Annotated in this window: 16 protein-coding genes; 10 read left to right on the top strand and 6 right to left on the bottom strand. The window is 70.0% G+C overall.

Translation table 11 applies throughout. The features are described from left to right. Nucleotides 1-223: 223 nt before the first annotated feature. The 3 genes from D7X32_RS13775 to trmB form a co-directional block, all read right to left on the bottom strand. Nucleotides 224-637, bottom strand: a complete 414-nt coding sequence (locus D7X32_RS13775; RefSeq protein WP_120603000.1) for a hypothetical protein — start codon at nt 635-637, stop codon at nt 224-226. Nucleotides 638-687: 50 nt separating this feature from the next. Beyond that, on the bottom strand, nt 688-1,731 hold the full coding sequence (locus tag D7X32_RS13770) for a diguanylate cyclase (protein ID WP_120602999.1): 1,044 nt from the start codon (nt 1,729-1,731) through the stop codon (nt 688-690). Nucleotides 1,732-1,895: 164 nt separating this feature from the next. Beyond that, nucleotides 1,896-2,516, bottom strand: coding sequence for a tRNA (guanine(46)-N(7))-methyltransferase TrmB (trmB, locus tag D7X32_RS13765; RefSeq protein WP_120602998.1), 621 nt, complete (start codon nt 2,514-2,516; stop codon nt 1,896-1,898). Between the two features lie 80 nt (nt 2,517-2,596). Between trmB and D7X32_RS13760 the strand changes: the two genes are divergently transcribed. The 6 genes from D7X32_RS13760 (at nt 2,597) to D7X32_RS13735 (ending at nt 10,955) form a co-directional block, all read left to right on the top strand. Further along, entirely contained in the window at nt 2,597-3,523 is a 927-nt protein-coding gene (locus D7X32_RS13760) for a bifunctional riboflavin kinase/FAD synthetase (protein WP_120602997.1), read from the top strand. Between the two features lie 219 nt (nt 3,524-3,742). Beyond that, nucleotides 3,743-5,443 (top strand): type IV-A pilus assembly ATPase PilB, encoded by a 1,701-nt coding sequence (pilB, locus tag D7X32_RS13755; protein WP_120580213.1) that lies wholly within the window; start codon nt 3,743-3,745, stop codon nt 5,441-5,443. A 48-nt stretch (nt 5,444-5,491) separates the two neighbouring features. Then, the gene (locus D7X32_RS13750) at nt 5,492-6,604 is read left to right on the top strand and encodes a type IV pilus twitching motility protein PilT (RefSeq protein WP_120602996.1); all 1,113 of its coding nucleotides are present in this window, start codon (nt 5,492-5,494) and stop codon (nt 6,602-6,604) included. Between the two features lie 55 nt (nt 6,605-6,659). Next, entirely contained in the window at nt 6,660-7,916 is a 1,257-nt protein-coding gene (gene pilC, locus D7X32_RS13745) for a type IV pilus assembly protein PilC (protein WP_120602995.1), read from the top strand. 61 nt (nt 7,917-7,977) lie between these two features. After that, a complete protein-coding gene (locus D7X32_RS13740; RefSeq protein WP_120603003.1) occupies nt 7,978-9,516 on the top strand; it encodes a two-component system sensor histidine kinase NtrB in 1,539 nt (512 codons plus the stop codon). Further along, nucleotides 9,513-10,955, top strand: a complete 1,443-nt coding sequence (locus D7X32_RS13735; RefSeq protein ID WP_120602994.1) for a sigma-54-dependent transcriptional regulator — start codon at nt 9,513-9,515, stop codon at nt 10,953-10,955. The genes D7X32_RS13740 and D7X32_RS13735 overlap by 4 nt, the downstream gene beginning before the upstream one ends. Before the next feature lie 21 nt (nt 10,956-10,976). On the opposite strand, the gene D7X32_RS13730 is transcribed toward D7X32_RS13735, so the two are convergent. The 3 genes from D7X32_RS13730 to D7X32_RS13720 are packed head-to-tail and all read right to left on the bottom strand — an operon-like array spanning nt 10,977 to nt 14,030. Continuing rightward, nucleotides 10,977-12,350, bottom strand: coding sequence for an FAD-dependent oxidoreductase (locus tag D7X32_RS13730; protein WP_120602993.1), 1,374 nt, complete (start codon nt 12,348-12,350; stop codon nt 10,977-10,979). Next, the gene (locus tag D7X32_RS13725; protein ID WP_120602992.1) at nt 12,347-13,048 is read right to left on the bottom strand and encodes a class I SAM-dependent methyltransferase; all 702 of its coding nucleotides are present in this window, start codon (nt 13,046-13,048) and stop codon (nt 12,347-12,349) included. The genes D7X32_RS13730 and D7X32_RS13725 overlap by 4 nt, the downstream gene beginning before the upstream one ends. Then, nucleotides 13,035-14,030 (bottom strand): glycosyltransferase, encoded by a 996-nt coding sequence (locus D7X32_RS13720; RefSeq protein ID WP_120602991.1) that lies wholly within the window; start codon nt 14,028-14,030, stop codon nt 13,035-13,037. Before D7X32_RS13720 ends, D7X32_RS13725 begins: the two co-directional genes overlap by 14 nt. A 205-nt stretch (nt 14,031-14,235) precedes the next feature. Between D7X32_RS13720 and rffA the strand changes: the two genes are divergently transcribed. From rffA to D7X32_RS13700, 4 genes are all read left to right on the top strand, one after another. Next, on the top strand, nt 14,236-15,366 hold the full coding sequence (gene rffA, locus D7X32_RS13715; protein ID WP_120603002.1) for a dTDP-4-amino-4,6-dideoxygalactose transaminase: 1,131 nt from the start codon (nt 14,236-14,238) through the stop codon (nt 15,364-15,366). Continuing rightward, nucleotides 15,360-16,070: a WbqC family protein gene (locus D7X32_RS13710; RefSeq protein WP_120602990.1), complete on the top strand. Its 711-nt coding sequence runs from the start codon at nt 15,360-15,362 to the stop codon at nt 16,068-16,070. The genes rffA and D7X32_RS13710 overlap by 7 nt, the downstream gene beginning before the upstream one ends. A 111-nt stretch (nt 16,071-16,181) precedes the next feature. Continuing rightward, on the top strand, nt 16,182-17,933 hold the full coding sequence (locus D7X32_RS47510) for a glycosyltransferase family 39 protein (RefSeq protein WP_158625673.1): 1,752 nt from the start codon (nt 16,182-16,184) through the stop codon (nt 17,931-17,933). Then, the gene (locus tag D7X32_RS13700) at nt 17,930-18,793 is read left to right on the top strand and encodes a class I SAM-dependent methyltransferase (protein ID WP_120602988.1); all 864 of its coding nucleotides are present in this window, start codon (nt 17,930-17,932) and stop codon (nt 18,791-18,793) included. Before D7X32_RS47510 ends, D7X32_RS13700 begins: the two co-directional genes overlap by 4 nt.

Here is an 18,793-nt window from a genome sequence, read left to right as displayed (position 1 = left end):
CGTGACGGCGGGCTTCTCCACCGCGTTCATCGCCACCGGCGTGGGCCGGGGCGTGGGCCTCGGCGTGGGCGAGGGGGTGGGGGCGGCCGAGGACGGAGTCACCGGGCTGCCGGGCGTCGAGCCCGGTCGCCGGATGACTTCGACTGCGGGGAGCACCCGCCGTGTCTTCCTGTCGTTCACGGTTGTACGTTACCTGATGCGCGGGGTCCGGGCATGCCCGGGCTCACGGCTGGGGGGATGCTGAAAAGTCCACCTTCCACCCGGACGGCTCCCTCACCATCCGGACCTCGCCCGACCTTCCCGCCGAGCGCACCACCAAGGTCGCCACGTCGCCCTCCTGCCGGAGCAGCGAAACCTCCTGAACATCGGGTGGCACGGGAACATTCGCGAAGAAGAGCGCGAGCGGCTCCGGCTTCACCATGCCCCCTGAAGCGTCGCTCACCTGCTGGGCCCGTGTCTTCAGGACCTGCTGGGTCGGTTGCGACAACACCGCGTATGCCTTGGGCAGCTCTCCGCGCTGCACGTGCCGGTGGAACGTCTGGTAGGCCCCCACGGGGGAGTCCGGCTGGAGCCGGTTGCAGCCGCCCAGGGCGAAGAGGGCGAACAGCAGCCAGGTCGTCGTCGCGAGCGGGCGCATGGAGCCTCCGGTTTAGGTCAAACCGCCGCCGTGGGGAAGCGCGAGGTGCGTCACGCCGCGTGCTGGTGGACGCGGTTGCGGCCCGTCCCCTTGGCTGAATACAGGCTCGCGTCCGCCGCGCGCAGCAGCGCCTCCGTGCCCTGCAGGTCGTCCGCGGGCACCGTCGCCACGCCCAGCGACGCGGTCAGCCTCACCTCCTGCGTCATTCCGTCCGGGGCCTTCCACGTCAGCTCCAGCCGCTCAATCGCCTCGCGCACACGCTCGCACGCCCGGAGCGCATCCTGGGGCGCCGCCTCTGGCAGGAGGGCGATGAACTCCTCGCCGCCGTAGCGGGCCAGCAGGTCCACCTCCCGCAGGGTCGCGCGCGCCGTGTGCGCCACCGCGCGCAGCACCTCGTCCCCGAAGGGGTGGCCGAACGTGTCGTTGATGCGCTTGAAGTGGTCGATGTCCAGCATCACCAGCGACAGGGGGGAGCGGTAGCGCCGTGAGCGCATGAACTCCTCGCTCAGCCGCTCCTCGAAGTAGCGCCGGTTGAACAGGCCCGTGAGCGCGTCCGTGCGGCTGAGCGCGAGCAGCTCCTGGCGGCGGCGGTCCAGCTCCCGGTTGGCCCACTCCAGCTCGCGGTTCTTCTCCAGGAGCGCGTCCTGCAGCGCCTTGAGCCGCAGCATGGACTTCACGCGCGCGCCCAGCTCCAGCATGTCGAAGGGCTTCACCAGGTAGTCGTCCGCGCCCAGCTCCAGCCCCTCCACCTTGCCCGCCGCCTGCCGCGCCGTCATCAGGATGACCGGGATGAAGCCGAAGCCGCCCTCGCCCGCGTTCGCCTTGACGATGCGGCACACCTCCACGCCGCCCAGGCCCGGCATCTCCACGTCCATCACGATGAGGTCCGGCCGCCCCGCGCGGATGGCGGACAGCGCCTGCGCTCCGTCCAGCGCTTCCTTGAACACGTAGCCGTGCGGGGCCAGGCCCTCGCGCACGTGCTTCACCTGCGCCGGATCATCGTCCACGATGAGCACGGTGCGCCCGGAGAAGTCGTTCGCGGGTCCGCTCCTGCGCGCGCCCTCCGGCATCCGCTTCCTTTCGGCTTCCGACATGAAGCGCCTACCCCCCCAACAGGATGCGGTCGTGGCCTACGTCGTGAGTGTCCCCCGGGGCGGGAACCCCGTGGGTGGATTCTCCTCCGGGTGGAGGGCGCTGCCAAGGGCCCTTCCGGGCACCCTGCGGGCGCGGGGGCCCCGGGCGTCCAGGGCCTGACAGGCTACGGCGCGGTTTTCACCAGCCGGGCGCGGTAGACGGGTTCTCCGGACGCCAGGTAGCGCCGCTCGCGGGTGGAGGGCACCTCCTCCGGGTCGTACGGGTGGAACACGCCCGCGCCCAGCGGGTTGTGGAAGCCCGCGCCCTCCAGGATTTCCAGCATGGCCACCGCGCGGTCCTGCACGTCGGTGCGCATGTCGAAGCGGCCGGTGGGCTTGAGCAGCCCCAGCATCAGCTTCGCGAAGTCGGGCTGCACGACCGCCCGCTTGGCGTGCGAGCGCTTCCACCACGGGTCGGGGAACTGCAGGTGGATGACGTCCAGCGACCCGGGGGCGAAGATGCGCGGCACCACGAAGCGCGCGTCGGATTCGACGACGCGCAGGTTCTTCAGGCCCGCCTTCTCCCCGCGCATCTGCGTGTCGCGCGCGTACTTCTTGCGCCACTCGAAGGCCACGAAGCGCACGCCGGGGTTGCGGCGGCAGTACTCCAGCGCGTGCCCTCCCGCGCCAGAGCCGATCTCCAGCTCCAGCGGCCCCGTGAACCCGAACTCCGCGTCCCAGTCCGGGGGCGCTTCCAGGGGGACGAACTTGAGGCCGACCGGATCAGGGAGCAGGGCAGGGCGCATGGCGGGAGCGGGGGCCTCTAACCATGGAGCCGCGTGGGTTGGCCAGGGCAAAAGCGCGCGGGGTGGTATAGGGAAGGGCCATGAAGGTCTTCCAGTCCGTGTCCGAGGCGGGCCGCCAGCTTCAGGGGCAGGCCCTCGCGCTGGGCAACTTCGACGGCGTGCACGTGGGCCACCAGGCCCTCTTCGCCGAAGCGCTGCGCCACGCCCCCGCGAACGCGCTCACCTTCCAGCCCCACCCGGGCAAGGTGCTCCAGCCGGACCTGGCGCCCAAGCTCATCACCCTGCTGCCGCGCAAGCTGGAACTGCTCGCCACCTGCGGCCTGGCCCACGTGGTGGTGCAGCCCTTCACCCGCGACTACGCGCGCAATACGCCCCAGGACTTCGAGGCCGCCCTCTTCGACAGCCTGGGCGTGGGCCATGTCGTCGTGGGCAGCGACTTCACCTACGGCGCCCAGCGCGCCGGCACCGTCACCACGCTGCGCGAGGCCGCAAGCAGGCGGGGCGCCCAGGTGCACGTCGTGCAGCCGGTGCACGTGGATGGCGTCGTCGCGTCCTCGTCGCGGATCCGCGAGTACATCCTGGAGGGCAGGGTGGGCGCGGCCAGGCGCCTGCTCGGCCGCCCGTTCGACCTGGACGGCACGGTGGTGTCCGGCGCGGGCCGGGGGCGCACCATCGGCTTTCCCACCGCCAACGTGGACACGCAGAACGAACTGAGGCCCGCGCCCGGCGTGTACGCCATCCGCGTGCGCCTGCCCTCGGAGGCCGGAGGCCCCTGGCGGCCGGGGGCGGCGAACATCGGCGTGAAGCCCACCTTTGGCGGCACGGAGGTCACCATCGAGGCGCACCTCCTGGACTTCACCGGCGACCTCTACGGGAAGGAACTGCGGGTCCAGTTCCTGGAGCGGCTGCGTCCCGAGCAGCGCTTTGGCTCCGCCGCGGAGCTGGTGGGTCAAATCAAACGCGACGTGGAGGCCGCCCGCACCGTGGTGGCCCGCGGCGACGGGTAGGCCCCAGGGCACCGGAGGAGCCTTTGCGCAAGAGGGGCGCCGGACAGCGAGGGAGCACGCCAGGGCGCCTTGACAGGCCGCGCATCGGTTTCCTCTAATCCAGGAGGATCCGTGCCAGGGCTTCAGGCCCCTGTCGCACCCCCTCACTCCCCCCGCGGGTCCCGCTGACAGCCGGGACTCTGGCTGTTCCCTCCTCACGCTCAAAGAGGCATCCCAGAAATGTCCGGTCGACTCGGTGAATTGCTGGTGCGCGAGAACCTCATCTCCGTCCAGCAACTCCGCAAGGCGCAGGAGGAGCAGCAGAAGAGTGGCGCGCGCATCGGCACGGCGCTCATCAAGACGGGCGCCATCGAGGAGTCGAAGCTCACCGACTTCCTGTCGAAGCAGTACGGCGTGCCGGCCATCAACCTGAAGGACTTCGACATTGATCCGGACATCATCAAGCTCGTGCCCAAGGAAGTGGCCGAGAAGCACCTGGTGATCCCGGTCAACCGCGCGGGCCCGTCCCTCATCGTGGCCATGTGCGACCCGTCCAACATCTTCGCGGTGGACGACCTGAAGTTCCTCACCGGCTACAACATCGAAGCCGTCGTCGCGTCCGAAATCTCCATCCGCGAATCCATCGAGCGCTACTACGCGGAGAAGGGCCCCTCGCTGGAGGACATCGTCGGCGACGTGGGCGACGACATCGAGGTCGCCAAGGAGGAGCAGGAGAACGTGGATGAGATGGCCAAGGCCGCGGATGACGCGCCCGTGGTCAAGCTGGTGAACCTCATCCTCATGGACGCCATCAAGAAGCGCGCGTCCGACATCCACATCGAACCGTACGAGAAGGACTTCCGGGTCCGCTTCCGCATCGACGGCGTGATGTACGAGGTGATGCGCCCGCCCATGAAGCTGCGCAACGCCATCACCAGCCGTCTGAAGATCATGGCGTCGCTGGACATCTCCGAACGGCGCCTGCCGCAGGACGGCCGCATCAAGATCAAGATCGGCGGCGGCAAGGAGATGGACTTCCGCGTGAGCGTGTGCCCCACGCTCTTCGGCGAGAAGGTCGTGATGCGCTTGCTCGACAAGAGCAACCTGCAGCTGGACATGACCAAGCTGGGCTTCGACGCGACGCCCCTGGCCTGGTTCAAGGAGGCCATCGACCGGCCCTACGGCATGGTGCTGGTGACGGGCCCCACGGGCTCCGGCAAGACGACGACGCTGTACTCGGCGCTCTCCAGCCTCAACGACGTGGGCACCAACATCTGCACCGCGGAGGACCCGGTCGAATTCAACTTCGCCGGCATCAACCAGGTGCAGATGCATGAAGACATCGGCCTGAACTTCGCGGCCGGCCTGCGCTCCTTCCTCCGCCAGGACCCCGACATCATCATGATCGGTGAGATCCGCGACTTCGAGACGGCGGAAATCGGCGTGAAGGCGGCGCTCACGGGCCACCTGGTGCTCTCCACGCTGCACACCAACGACGCCCCGGGCACGGTCAGCCGTCTGCTCAACATGGGCATCGAGCCGTTCCTGGTGACGGCGTCGCTCAACCTCATCCTCGCCCAGCGTCTGGCGCGCCGGCTGTGCCCCGCGTGCAAGCGCCCCGCGGAGAAGGTGGACGAGCAGGCCCTCATCGACGCGGGCATCCCGCCGGACAAGATGGGCACCTTCACCATGTACGAGAAGGTCGGCTGCCGCGAGTGCAACGACCGCGGCTACCGCGGCCGCGTGGCCATCTACGAGGTCATGCCCTTCTGGGACGGCCTCAAGGAGCTGGTCATCAACGGCGCCTCCGCCGCGGAGCTCAAGCAGGAGGCCATCCGCCTGGGCATGAGCAGCCTTCGCATGAGCGCGCTCAAGAAGCTCATGGACGGCATGACGACGCTCGAAGAGGTCGTGGGCAACACCGCGCCGGACCGCTTCTAGTCACCCCACCTCCTCCCCACACTTCTTCCTCCGACAGGACACGCATCCGTGGCCAACCTGCACCAGCTCCTCAAGGCGATGGTCGAGAAGGGCTCTTCCGACCTCCACATCACCACCGGCTCGCCGCCGCAGCTCCGCGTGGACGGCGAACTCGTCCCGCTCAAGACGGCGCCGCTCACGCCCGTGGAGACCAAGCAGCTCTGCTACTCCATCCTCACGGACGCCCAGAAGCACAAGTTCGAGGAGGAGAACGAGCTGGACCTGTCGTTCGGCGTGAAGGGCCTGTCGCGCTTCCGCGCGAACATCTTCATGCAGCGCGGCGCCGTCGCCGGTGCGTTCCGCACGATTCCCTTCAAGATCCTGACGTTCCAGGAGCTGGGCCTGCCGCCGGTGGTGGCGGAGCTGGTGAAGAAGCCGCGCGGCCTCATCCTGGTGACGGGCCCCACGGGCTCCGGCAAGTCCACCACGCTGGCCTCGATGATCGACAAGATCAACACCGAGCGTCATGAGCACATCATGACCATCGAGGACCCCATCGAGTACCTGCACCCGCACAAGAACTGCCTGGTGAACCAGCGCGAGGTGGGTGCGGACACGCGCAACTTCAAGACGGCCCTCAAGTACATCCTCCGCCAGGACCCGGACATCGTGCTGGTCGGTGAGCTCCGCGACCTGGAGACCATCGAAGCGGCGCTCACCATCGCGGAGACGGGCCACATCTGCTACGCGACGCTGCACACGAACAGCGCGGTGCAGACCATCAACCGCGTGCTGGACGTGTTCCCGCCGTACCAGCAGCCCCAGGTGCGCGCCCAGCTGTCCTTCGTGCTGGAGGGCGTGATGAGCCAGGCGCTCGTCGCCAAGCAGGGCGCTCCGGGCCGCGTGCTGGCCCTGGAGGTCATGGTGCCCAACCCCGCAATCCGGAACCTCATCCGCGAGGACAAGGTCCACCAGATCTACTCCTCCATGCAGGTGGGCCAGGCGAAGTACGGCATGCAGACGTTCAACCAGGCGCTGGCCGCGCTTCTGGCGCGCCGGCTCATCTCCCAGGACGAGGCCTTCGGCCGTTCGTCCGACCCGGAAGAGCTGCGCAACATCCTCGCCACGGGCGGTGCGCCGGGTGGAGCCCAGCGGCCGGCCGGGGGAGCGGGTGCCCGTTAGTTTTGGGGCATGAAAATCACAGGTTAGACTCCTCGCCCTCCCCGGAGGTCCAGTTATGGCAGCACCGGCAGTGCAGCAAAAAGCGACAGCGTCCAAGAAGAACACGGCCCAGTTCCTCTGGGAGGCGAAGACCAAGAGCGGGGAGAACAAAAAGGGCGAGATGGAGGCGATGGACATCGAGGCCGTCAACGCGCGCCTCAAGTCCCTGGGCCTCAACCCCACGAAGGTCCGCAAGAAGAGCAGCCTGGACCTGGAGCTCTCCCTGCCCGGCGTGGGGGGCGTGACGGGCAAGGACATCCTCATCTTCACCCGTCAGTTCGCGACGATGATCGACGCGGGCCTGCCGCTGGTGCAGTGTCTGGACATCCTCGCCAGCCAGATGGACAACCCCGCCTTCAAGAAGGTGGTGTTCGCCATCAAGGGCAAGGTGGAGCAGGGCAGCACCTTCGCGGACGCGCTGAAGGAGCACCCCAAGGTCTTCGACGAGCTCTACGTGCAGCTGTGCGCCGCGGGCGAGGTGGGCGGTATCCTCGACACCATCCTCAACCGGCTCGCCGCCTACCGCGAGAAGAACGAGAAGCTCAAGGCGAAGGTCAAGGGCGCCATGACCTACCCCACCATCGTCATCCTGGTGGCCATCGGCGTGACGGCGCTCCTGCTGCTCAAGGTGACGCCCGTCTTCGAGAAGATGTTCTCGGACTTCGGCTCGAAGCTGCCAGGCCCCACCCAGGTGGTGGTGGACATGTCGAAGCTCGCGCAGGAGTACTTCATCCATGCCATCGTCGGCATCGCCGCGCTGGTCTTCTCCTTCACCTGGACCTACCGCCAGCCCAAGGGCCGCAAGTTCTGGGACAAGACGTTCCTCAAGCTGCCCCTGTTCGGCGACGTCTTGCGCAAGGTCGCGGTGGCGCGCTTCACGCGCACGCTGGGCACGATGATCTCCTCCGGCGTGCCCATCCTGGACGCGCTGGACGTGACGGCGAAGACGGCCGGCAACCGCACGGTGGAAGAGGCCATCTACTACGTGCGCGGGAAGATCGCCGAGGGCAAGAACATCGCGGGTCCGCTCCTGGAGACCAAGGTGTTCCCGTCCATGGTGGTGCAGATGATTGGCGTCGGTGAGGCGACGGGCGCCATGGACACCATGCTCAACAAGATCGCCGACTTCTACGACGACGAAGTGGACACGGCCATCGGCGCGCTGACGTCGATGATCGAACCGCTGCTGATGGTGTTCCTCGGCGGCGTGGTGGGCGGCTTCCTCATCGCCATGTACCTGCCCATCTTCAGCCTTGCCGGCGCGATCAAGTAGCGCGCGCCTGAGCGGTTCCGCGTCAGGCGCGGCCCCGGGACTGGGGCCCCGCCTGGTGTGGCTGGTGTTGTTCCGCACCGTCGCGGCCAGCCTGTCGCTCGTGGTGACGGTGGCGCGGCTCCTGACGCAGCCCGCGCAGGAGCCCACCCGGGCGGACTCGCTGTCGTTCGCGGTCATCGCGGGCGCCTACGTCCTCACGGTGGTGATGGGCCTGCGGCTGCGCCGTGGCACCGCGGGGCGGCTGGACGCCATGGTGACGGTGGTGGGCGACGTGCTCATCGCCACCGGGCTCGTCTACCTGAGCGGCGGCGCGGACTCGCCGCTGACGTTCCTCTACAGCCTGGCCGTGATTGGCGCGGCGGTGGTGCTGGACTGGCGCGGCGCTCTGGTGGCCGCGGCCGTGTCCACGTTCGCGTTCACCGCGCTGCTGCTCATCATCCGCCTCACCACGCCCGTGGACGCGGCGGTGGTGCCGGCCGGGCGCGTGCTCTTCGTCCTGGGCAGCAACGCGCTGGCGCTGGCGCTCATCGCGGTGCTGTCCGGCTACCTGTCACGCCAGCTGTCCGCCGCGGGCGGCGCGCTGTCCCAGAGCGAGGCGGACCTGCGCCGGCTGGGGCGGCTGCAGCAGCTCATCCTGTCCTCCATGCCGTCGGGGCTCGTCACCTGCGACGTCGAGCGGCGCGTCACCTTCCTCAACACGGCGGCCAGCGGCATCCTCCAGGTGGAGGACAACGCGTCCGTGGTGGGACTGCCCCTGGAGGCGCTGCTGCCGGGCGTGTCCACGCTGGCGCCGCGCGCCATCCGGGGTGAACTGCGGGTGCGCACGCCCGGAGGCAACCGGGTGCTGGGCCTGTCGGTGTCGTCCCTGGAGGGCGAGGCGGGCGCGCTGCTCATCGTCTTCCAGGACCTCACGGAGCTGCGCCGCATGGAGGAGGACCTGAAGCGCACGGACCGGCTGGCCAGCCTGGGCGCGCTGTCCGCGCAGCTGGCGCATGAAATCCGCAACCCGCTCGCCGCCATGCGCGGCTCCGCGCAGCTGCTGGCCCAGGATCAGTCCGGCGACGTGGTGGTGACGAAGCTCACCGGCATCCTCACGCGGGAAGCGGACCGGCTGGCGCGGCTGGTGGAGGACTTCCTGCGCTTCGCCCGTCCGCCGGAGCCCCAGCGCCGGCCGGTGGCGCTGGACGCGCTCCTGTCGGAGACGGTGGACATGCTGCGCGTGGACCCGCTGGCGCGCGAGGTCCAGATGGAGGTGCGCGTACCGGAGGCGCTGACGGCGCCGGTGGATCCGGACCAGCTGCGCCAGGTGCTCATCAACCTGTTGCGCAACGGCTTCCAGGCGGCGGGCCCGCAGGGAACCGTGCGGGTGGCCCTGGCGCGGGCGGAGCAGGAAGCGCAGATTCGCGTGTGGGACTCGGCTGGCAGCATCACGGAGGAGATGATGGGACACCTGTTCGAGCCTTTCTTCACCACGCGCAGCGGAGGCACCGGGCTGGGACTGTCCACCGCTCACTCCATCATCCGCGCGCACGGCGGCAGCATCCGCGTGACGTCCAGTCCGGCGGAAGGCACCGAGTTCCTCGTAGGGCTGCCGCTGTGACGGCGCTCCCCCATGAGGGAGGCCCGCGCGGCCACGTGCTGGTGGTGGACGACGAGCTGTCCATGCGCGAGTACCTGGAGATATTGCTCGTGCGTGAAGGCTACGCGGTGACGAGCGTGCCCGGCGTGGAGCCCGCCCGCTCCGTGCTGGAGAAGGACCAGGTGGACCTGGTCATCTCCGACATGAAGCTGGGCACGGCGGGCAGCGGCCTGGACGTGCTCCGCGCGGCGCGCTCGCGCAAGGAGCCGCCGGAGGTGGTGCTCATCACCGCCTTCGGCACGCCGTCCTCCGCGGTGGAGGCCATGCGCGAGGGCGCGTACGACTACATCTGCAAGCCCTTCGACAACGAGGAGCTGCGGCTGCTGGTGCACAAGGCGCTGGAGAAGCGCGCGCTGCGCCAGGAGAACAGCACGCTGAAGGCGCGGCTGCTCCCCGGGCTGGGCGGGCTGCTCGTGGGCACCAGTCCCCGAATGCGGGCGCTGTGGCAGCTGGTGGAGAAGGTGGCGCCGGGCAGGAGCACGGTGCTGGTGACGGGGGAGAGCGGCACCGGCAAGGAGCTGGTGGCGCGCGCCGTCCACCTGCGGGGCCACCGCGCCGCGCAGCCCTTCATGCCCTTCAACTGCGCGGCCCTCAACGAGGGCGTGCTGGAGAGCGAGCTCTTCGGCCACATGCGCGGGGCCTTCACCGGCGCCACGCACGAGCGGCCGGGCCTGCTCGTGTCCGCGGGCGAGGGCACGGTGATGCTGGACGAGGTGGGGGAGATGCCCCTCTCCACGCAGGTGAAGCTCTTGCGCGTGCTGCAGGAGCGCAAGGTGAAGCCGGTGGGCAGCGCGGCGGAGATTCCCTTCCATGCGCGCGTCATCGCGGCCACCAACCGCCGCCTGGAGGCGGAGGTGAAGGCGGGCCGCTTCCGCGAGGACCTCTTCTACCGGCTCAACGTCATCACGCTGGAGCTGCCTCCCTTGCGCGAGCGGCCGGAGGACATCCCGCACCTGGCGTCGCACTTCCTGTCGCGGCTGTCGGAGGAGCTGGGGCGGCCGGGGCTGCGCTTCGCGCCGGAGACGCTGGTGTTGATGGAGCGCTACGCCTTTCCGGGCAACGTGCGCCAGCTGCAGAACATGGTGGAGCGCGCGGCCACGTTGTCGGACTCGGACGTGCTGGGGCCCACGACGCTGCCGCCCTCCGTGCGCGGCGAGTCGGAGCCGCAGTCCCGGCCGGGCGACGCCGGCGAGCCGGTGCTGGGGCAGGGCTTCAACCTGGAGCGGCACCTGGACGACAACGAGCGCCGGCACCTGCTGGCCGCGCTCAAGCAGGCGCAGGGCGTGAAGACGCGCGCGGCGGAGCTGTTGGGCCTGTCCTTCCGCTCCTTCCGCTACCGGCTGGCGAAGCACGGCCTCACGGACGAACTGGACGAGCCCGGCGGGACGCGTGTCGGCTGAGGAACGCTGGGGCCTCGGCCCTCACCACCCCAGCGCCGCGCGTGCCTGGTCCGCGGCCTCCAGGCCCATGCGCCAGTTGGCGTCCTGGCTGTTGTAGGCGAACTGCCCGCCCCGGCCGATGTTGCCCAGCCGCTCGAAGCCCCCCAGGTACTCGCGCAGCGGCCGCAGCACGTCCTGGTAGCCAGGGCGGTAGACGGGGAAGCAGCGCGGCAGCCGCATCACGTGGCCGCGTCCCACGGGCGCGCCCCGGTCCAGGCCGGTGGCCGCCAGCTCCCGCTTCGCCAGGGCCACCAGCTCCGCGTCGGGCCAGGACCAGAGGGGTTCCTCGTGTGAGCACCAGTACTCCAGGCAGAGGATGGAGGAGGCTTCCTCTCCGTGGAGCTGGGGGACCCAGTTGCGGAAGTTGGTGATGCGCCCCACGCGCACGGACCGGGTGTGCATCTCCAGCCATGAATACGGAAACAGCTCCGTGGACTGGACCTCCAGGTACACCAGCACGTTGCTGCGGAAGGTGAGCACGTCCCTGGCTCGGCGCAGGTGCTCACGCACGTTCCCGGGGAGCTCCGGCAACTGCGCCACCAAGGGTGCCAGCGGGGCGCTGGACACGACGTAGTCATAGGGCAGGGTGCCCAGCGGGGTGCGCAGTCCCGTCACGCGCTGGCCCTGGACCTCCAGGGCCTCCACGCGGCTGTCCAGGTGCACCCTGCCGCCGCGTGCGCGCACGCCCTCCGCCATCCGCTCGTACACCATGCCCGTGCCGTGCGCGGGGTAGGCGAAGTCCTGTGTCACCTCTTTCACCGCGCCCGCGCGGGCGTTGTCCCACTGCGTGCGCACCGCGTTGAGTACGGTCGTCACCAGCGAGGCGTCCTTGCTGGCCGGTCCCGCCAGGGCCGCATCCAGCTCCCTCAGCGGGACGCCGAAGAACTTCTCGTTGTAGTCGCGGAAGAAGCGCGCGTACACGCGCGGACCGAAGTGCCTGACCAACCAATCCTCGAAGGTGCGGACCTCCGGCCGGGGCCGTGCCTGCTCTCGCACGAAGCTGAGGACGCAGCGGCCCGACTCGAGGAGCCCCTCCTTGCGCACGACGTCCGTCAGGCGCAGCGGGTAGTCCAGGATGTGTTCCTCTCGGAAGATTCCCGGATGTGCCCGGACCTGTCCCCAATCATCGCCCAGCACTTCGCTCCACAGGGCCTGGATGCGCGCGTCCTGGGAGTGGAAGCGGTGCGGGCCCAGGTCCACGCGCTGGTTCCACAGCTCGAGCGTTCGCGACAGGCCGCCCACCGCCGGGCCCGCTTCGTGGACCTCCACGTGCGCGCCCGTCCGTGCCAGTTCGTAGGCGGCGGTGAGCCCCGCGGGCCCGGCCCCTACCACCGCGATGCGCGGAGGCGTGCTCATGGCGAGCCCGTGGCCTGGGGTTTCGCGCGGAAGTAGCGCGCGAACGCCGGGTCCGTGTACCGCGCCTGGACGGCTTCGGGCCGGTGGACGCGCAGGGTGTACTCGTAGAGGGGGCCGCCCGCGTCCAGTTCCCAGAAGCGGCTCAGGTGCCCCACCACGAAGTCCAGCAGCGCGCCAGGCGGCTGGTAGTGCAGGTTCTCCTGCGTGAACGCGGGGTCGTGGTAGCTGGTGAGGAAGTTCACCGCGAAGCCCCGGGTGCACAGCGCGTACATGGCACCCAGCATGCCGTGCACGAAGCCCTCCCAGGCTTCGGGTGACGCCGACAGCCGCACGTTGAAGGTGCCCGACAGCGTGAGGTAGTCGTACCGCTCCGCCGGCAGTGCCGCGACGATGTCGCGCGTGTGGAAGTGCCCGGCTGGGAACTTGGCCTGGCACGCGTCCACGAAGCCTGGCTGGACGTCGCTGCCGGAGTAGGCCGCGCGCGGGTGGTGGTGCTGGAGGTATTCGCCGAAGTGGCCCATGCCGCAGCCCACCTCGTGCACGGTGAAGGCCTCCGGCTCATGCGCGAACAGCCGGGAGAGCCGGTGGAAGCGCTCGTACTGCGTGGCCTGGTCCCGGTGCGACAGGGCCCGGGGGTCGTCTCCGTACCGCTCCAGCAGCGCCCCATAGAAGGCGCGCTGCTCTTCAGCGATGCCCATGCGTCGACTCGCTCGCCACGGCCTCGGACAGGCGCGGCCCTTGCGCCTCCCGCTCGTCCGTGACGGCTCGCACCACGGACTGGGGCTTCTGGTTGATCTGCAGGAAGATGCGCGTGACGTACTCGGACAGGATGCCCACGCCCAGCAGCGTCACGCCCGACGAGAAGAGCACCGCGATGGCGAGCGACGCCCAGCCAGGCACGGTGATGATGCCCGTGAACTTGGAGACGAGCACCCCCACGCCCGCGAGGCCTGACAGGACGGACAGCACCACGCCTCCCACCGACGCAAGGCGCAGCGGGAAGGTGGCGTAGTTGAAGAGCAGGTTGAAGAAGACCTGCACCAGCTTGCGCAGCGTGTAGGAGCTGCGCAGGCCTTCCGGGTGCTCGTGGCGCACGGGCGTCGCGGTGATGCGGTCCGTCACCCACGACAGGTAGATGTCCAGGATGATGTCGTGGCGCTCGCTGCGCGCGACCTCCGCCGCCACGGGGCCGGAGATGAGCCGGAACGCGGAGATGTCGAAGTCCACCTGCATCACCCGGCGGGGAATCACCATGATGAGCCGCGAGGCCCACGTGCGCCACCCCGGCCCCTGGCGGGCCTGGGGGATGCCGTAGACGACGTCCGCGCCCGTCTCCTCCGCTCGGGCCCGCAGCGCGGCGATCTCCTCCGGGGGATTCTGGAGGTCCTCGTCCAGCGTCACCACCCAGCGGCCCCGTGCATGGCGGAAGCCCCGCACGGTGGCGTTGTGCTGGCCGTAATTGCGCATCAGCTGCACGCCCCGGATGCGCCCGTCGCGCGAGCACAGCCCCTGGATGCACGCCCAGAGCGCCGGCCGTGCGCTGTCGTCCACCAGGATGATCTCGAACGTATCGCCTCGCGCTTCCAGGACGCGCACCAGCCGGTCGCACAGCGTCGGCAGCGAGGACTCCCCCCGGAAGCAGGGAACGACTACCGAGACGTCGACGGAAGGGGGGCGCATGCGGGGACGGATGGGGGCGACTCTAGCGCCTCCCCACCCGGGATGGGGGCCCGCGAACGAGGCGGTCTCCGGCGCAGGGGCGGCCCTCCAGCGGGCGGGTTCAGCGGGCGAGGGGCGTGGTGGCCGCCGGGTGCCACCCCCGGGCCACGAGGTGCGCTAGCCTCCCGGCGCGCGCCCCGGATGCGAGAGGGGGCCCGTGGACTCCATGACCATTCCCTTCAACCGTCTGGCGATGCTTGGCAACGAGTCGCGGTTCATCGACGAGGCGCTCGCGAAGAGCCACCTCATGGGGGATGGAGGCTTCACGAAGAAGTGCCACGCCCTCCTGGAGGAGGCGCTTCCGGGGGGCAAGGCCCTGCTCACCACGTCCTGCACGCATGCCCTGGAGATGGCGGGCCTGCTGCTGGACCTGAAGCCCGGGGACGAGGTCATCGTCCCGTCCTTCACCTTCGTCTCCACCGCGAACGCCTTCGCGCTCCGGGGCGCGCGCATCGTCTTCGCGGACGTGCGGCCGGACACGCTCAACCTGGATGAGACGAAGCTGGAGGCGCTCATCACCCCCCGCACGCGGCTCATCGTGCCGGTGCACTACGCGGGGGTCGGCTGTGAGATGGACGCCATCCTGGACATCGCCCGGCGCCACGGCGTGCCGGTGGTGGAGGACAACGCGCACGGTCTCTTCGGCACCTACCGGGGGCGTCCGCTGGGCACGCTGGGAAGCTTCTCCACCCTCAGCTTCCACGAGACGAAGAACATCAGCTGCGGCGAGGGCGGGGCCCTGATGATCAACGACTCCCGTTACGCCGAGCGCGCGGAGATCATCCGGGAGAAGGGCACCAACCGCGGGCGCTTCTTCCGGGGGCAGGTGGACAAGTACACGTGGGTGGACATCGGCTCCAGCTACGTCATGTCGGACCTGCTGGCGGCGTTCCTCTACGGGCAGCTCGAAGCGCGCGAGCGCATCCAGGCCCGCCGCCGGGCCCTCTGGGAGACGTACCATCGGGAGCTGGCATCCTGGGCCGCCGCGCAAGGCGTCACGGTGCCGCACGTGCCCTCCCACTGCGAGCAGTCCTTCCACATGTACTACCTGCTGATGCCCTCGCTGGAGGCACGCACGCGCTTCATCCAGCGGCTGCGCACCCAGGACATCAACGCCGTCTTCCACTACCTGCCGCTGCACATCTCCGCGATGGGCCAGCACTACGGGGGCAAGCCCGGGGACTGTCCGGTGACGGAGGAGGTGAGCGACCGGCTGGTGCGGCTGCCCTTCTTCACCACCATGACGGAGGAGGAGCAGGCCCGGGTCCTCAACGCGGTCAGGGACTTCCGGTGCTGAAGCCGCCGCGGCACACGGTGGCCATCCTCCAGTCCAACTACCTGCCGTGGAAGGGCTACTTCGACATCATCCACGACGTCGACACGTTCATCTTCTACGACGATGTGCAGTACACGCACCGCGACTGGCGCAACCGCAACCGCGTGAAGACGGCGCAGGGGCCGCTGTGGCTGACGGTGCCCGTGGGGGCGCGCACGGACCGGCGCATCTGTGATGTGCGCATCGAGGACGCGGCCTGGGCCCGGCGCCACTGGGAGACCCTGCGCCACGTGTACGGCCAGGCGCCGCACTTCGCGCGCCTCGCGCCGCTGCTCCAGGAGGCCTATCTGGAGCGGCGCTGGACGCACCTGTCGGAGCTCAACCAGTTCCTCGTCCAGCGCCTCGCCCGCGACTTCCTGGGACTCACCACGCGCTTTCGCGACTCGCGTGAGTGGACGGTCCAGGGCGCGAAGGAGGGGCGCATCCTGGACCTGCTGCGCCAGGCAGGCGCCACGCACTACGTCTCCGGTCCCTCCGCGCGCGACTACCTGCGCCAGGAGTCCTTCGACGCGGCTGGCATCGTCCTCACCTACAAGGACTACGCGGGCTACCCGGAGTACCCGCAGGCACATCCGCCCTTCGAGCATGCGGTGACGGTGCTGGACGTGCTCGTCCAACTGGGCTCCGACGCGCCACGCGCCATCTGGGGCTGGCGAGGGGGCTGACGGCCCGCGCGTGGTTTTGCGGGGCACGCGGGGACTGTGCTACCCCCACGGACGATGACCCCGGCTCAAGGCAGTGCGTGGCGCACGTCCGCGGTGAGGGGGGGCCTGGGCGTGTTGCTGGTGGCGGCCTTCTTCGGCCTGTCCCAGACGTCCCCCGGCCTCCGCGTCACCTTCCAGACGCCCTTCACGTACAGCTCTCCAGGAGAGCTGTACCTGTGGCTGGGCCATACGTTGCTGCTCGTGCCGGCGGGGGCCCTGCTGGGGCTCGCGTTGATGCCAGCGGTGTCCGCTCCGTTGGCGGGGTTGTGGCGGCGCGTGGAGGCCATGGATGCGCGCGAGCGCCGGGCCGCCCTGCTGCTCCTGGGAGGCGCGGCGTTCGTCGTCGCGCGCCTGGGCCGCTTCTTCTTCCTGCGGGACTTTCCCGTCACCGACGATGAGGTCTCGGCGCGCTTTGGCGGCCAGGTCCTCGCCTCCGGGCACGTGCTGACGCCCTTGCTCAACCCGCCCCTGGCCCAGCCGGGCCTCTTCCTGTACGCGCGGGACGGGCTCGTCTCCAGCTTCGAATGGCTGGGCCTTCAGGCGACGTGGGCCTTGAGTGAGTGGACCGGGACGGGTTCGCTGGTCTTCTCGCTGGTGGCCGCGGTGCCGGTGATGACCGTGGCCTGGGTGGCGACCCGCCGGCTGGGGCCCGCGTGGGGTGGGGTGGCCGCGGCCCTGGTCCTGGTGTCCCCCATGGCCGCCATGCTCTCCATGACCACGCATGGGCACCTGTTGTCCCGCGCGGCGCTGGCCGTGGCGGTGGTGGCCTTCCTTCGCGCCGAGGAGCGGGGCGTGCGCGGGTGGGCGGTGCTGGGCCTGGTGAGCGGGGTGGCCTTCCTGTGCCGGCCCTTCGAATCGCTCTTCTTCCTCGCGCCCTTCTACCTGGACCTGCTGTGGCGCATGGCCCGCCGCCAGCTGGCTGCGGGCCCGTGCGTGGGGGGACTGGCGCTGGGGTGGCTGCTGCCCGTGGTGGCCTTCCTTGCCTTCAACCACGCCGTCACCGGAGACGCGCTGCTGCCCGCACGCGTGTCGATGTACACGTTCCCCGCCCAGCTCACGGAGCAGGACGGAACGCTGCTGCAGCGCTTCGGGGCGAACACCAGCTACAACGCCTTGATGCTGGCGGTGTGGTTCCTGGGGCCGCTCGGCGTGGCCCTGGTGGCGCTGGGCGCCGCGTGGGACCGGCTCACCGTGCTGCTGTCGCTGGCCGTGCTGTCGCTGCTGGGGCTGGGGCTCTTCCACGACAACCACGGCATCCACGCGGTGGGGCCCATCCATTATTCGGAGTGCGCGCCCGCGCTGGCGCTGGTGGCGGTGCACGGCTTGAAGCGGGCGGTGGACTTCGTGCGGCGTGCCTCCGTGTCGGCCCGGCCGCTGTTGCTGGCCACGGGGGGCGCGCTGGCCGTGGGGCTGGGCATCTTCGACACGCACCACGCGCTCGCGCTGCGCGAGCAGTCCGCCATCCATGAGGCGGTGGCCACCTATCTCCGCGACGCGGGGCTGGGCCGCGCGGTGGTGCTCGCGCCCCAGTACCAGGTGGTCTGGAAGCGCGTGCCGGAGTTCCGCCGCGTGGGCAGCTGGGTGCTTGAATGGCCGCCGCCGCCGCCGGACGCCTCGGACGACGTGCTCGTCCTGCATGACGGCCCCGGCCACTTCGAGAAGCTGCGCGAGCGGTTCCCGGACCGGCGCTTCTTCCGCCTGAAGCCAGGCCGGGCGCCAGAGCCCTGGCGCATCGTCCCGGCGGAGACCTCCGCGGCGGACGCCGCGCCCGTTCCTCCCGGGTATCCGGCGCCCGTGCCTTCCGCGAAGCAGGCCGCTCCATGAGCAGCGCCGGCGTGGAGGCCGAGGCGCTGCGCCGATGGGCTCCCGGTCTGGTGCCCCTGGAAGAGGGCATCTGGACGGTGGCGGAGCGGAGCGCCGCTGTCTCGTATCCGGAAGACGGGCACGTGCGCTGCCGTCAGGTCGAGGACGACTCGTTCTGGTTCCAGCACCGGAATCGCTGCATCACTCAGGTGGTCAGCGCGTGGCCGCCCAAGGGACCGCTTGTCGACATGGGGGGAGGCAACGGTTACGTCGCCGCGGGGCTGCGGGCCGCGGGCTTTCCTTCGGTGGTGGTCGAACCCGGACTGGGCGGGGCGCGGCAGGCGCGGGCGCGGGGACTGGCCCCGGTGGTCTGCGCCACGCTGGAGGAGGTGGGCTTCCGTCCCCGGTCGCTTCCCGCTCTGGGCTTCTTCGACGTCATCGAGCACGTCGAGGATGACGCACGGCTGCTGACCCGCGCTTGGGAGCTCCTGGAAGACGGTGGGCGGCTGTACCTCACGGTGCCGGCCTTCGGCTGGCTGTGGGCCGAGGACGACGTGGTCGCGGGACACTTCCGCCGCTACACCCAGGCAACCCTCTGCGAACTGCTCCAACGCACGGGCTTCGCGGTGGACTTCGCTTCCTACCTCTTCGCACCGCTGCCGCTGCCCCTGTGGCTGCTGCGTGCCCTCCCGAGCAGGCTGGGATGGCGGTCCCCGGATGCGGTGCGGGAGCGGCAGGACCTGGAGCATGGTGCGCGCGGAGGACTGGCCGCGGCCGCTCTTCGCGCGATGCTGTCCATGGAGCAGGCCTGGCTGCGAGGGGGGCGAAGGCTTCCCCTGGGAACCAGCCTGTTGGTGGCCGCCCATGTGGAGGGGCGCTGA

The organism is Corallococcus carmarthensis, assembly GCF_003611695.1.
In the GTDB taxonomy this organism is placed as follows: domain Bacteria; phylum Myxococcota; class Myxococcia; order Myxococcales; family Myxococcaceae; genus Corallococcus; species Corallococcus carmarthensis.
The sequence above is the reverse complement of the archived record's forward strand: the minus strand, read 5'-3'. Positions and strand labels throughout refer to the sequence as shown.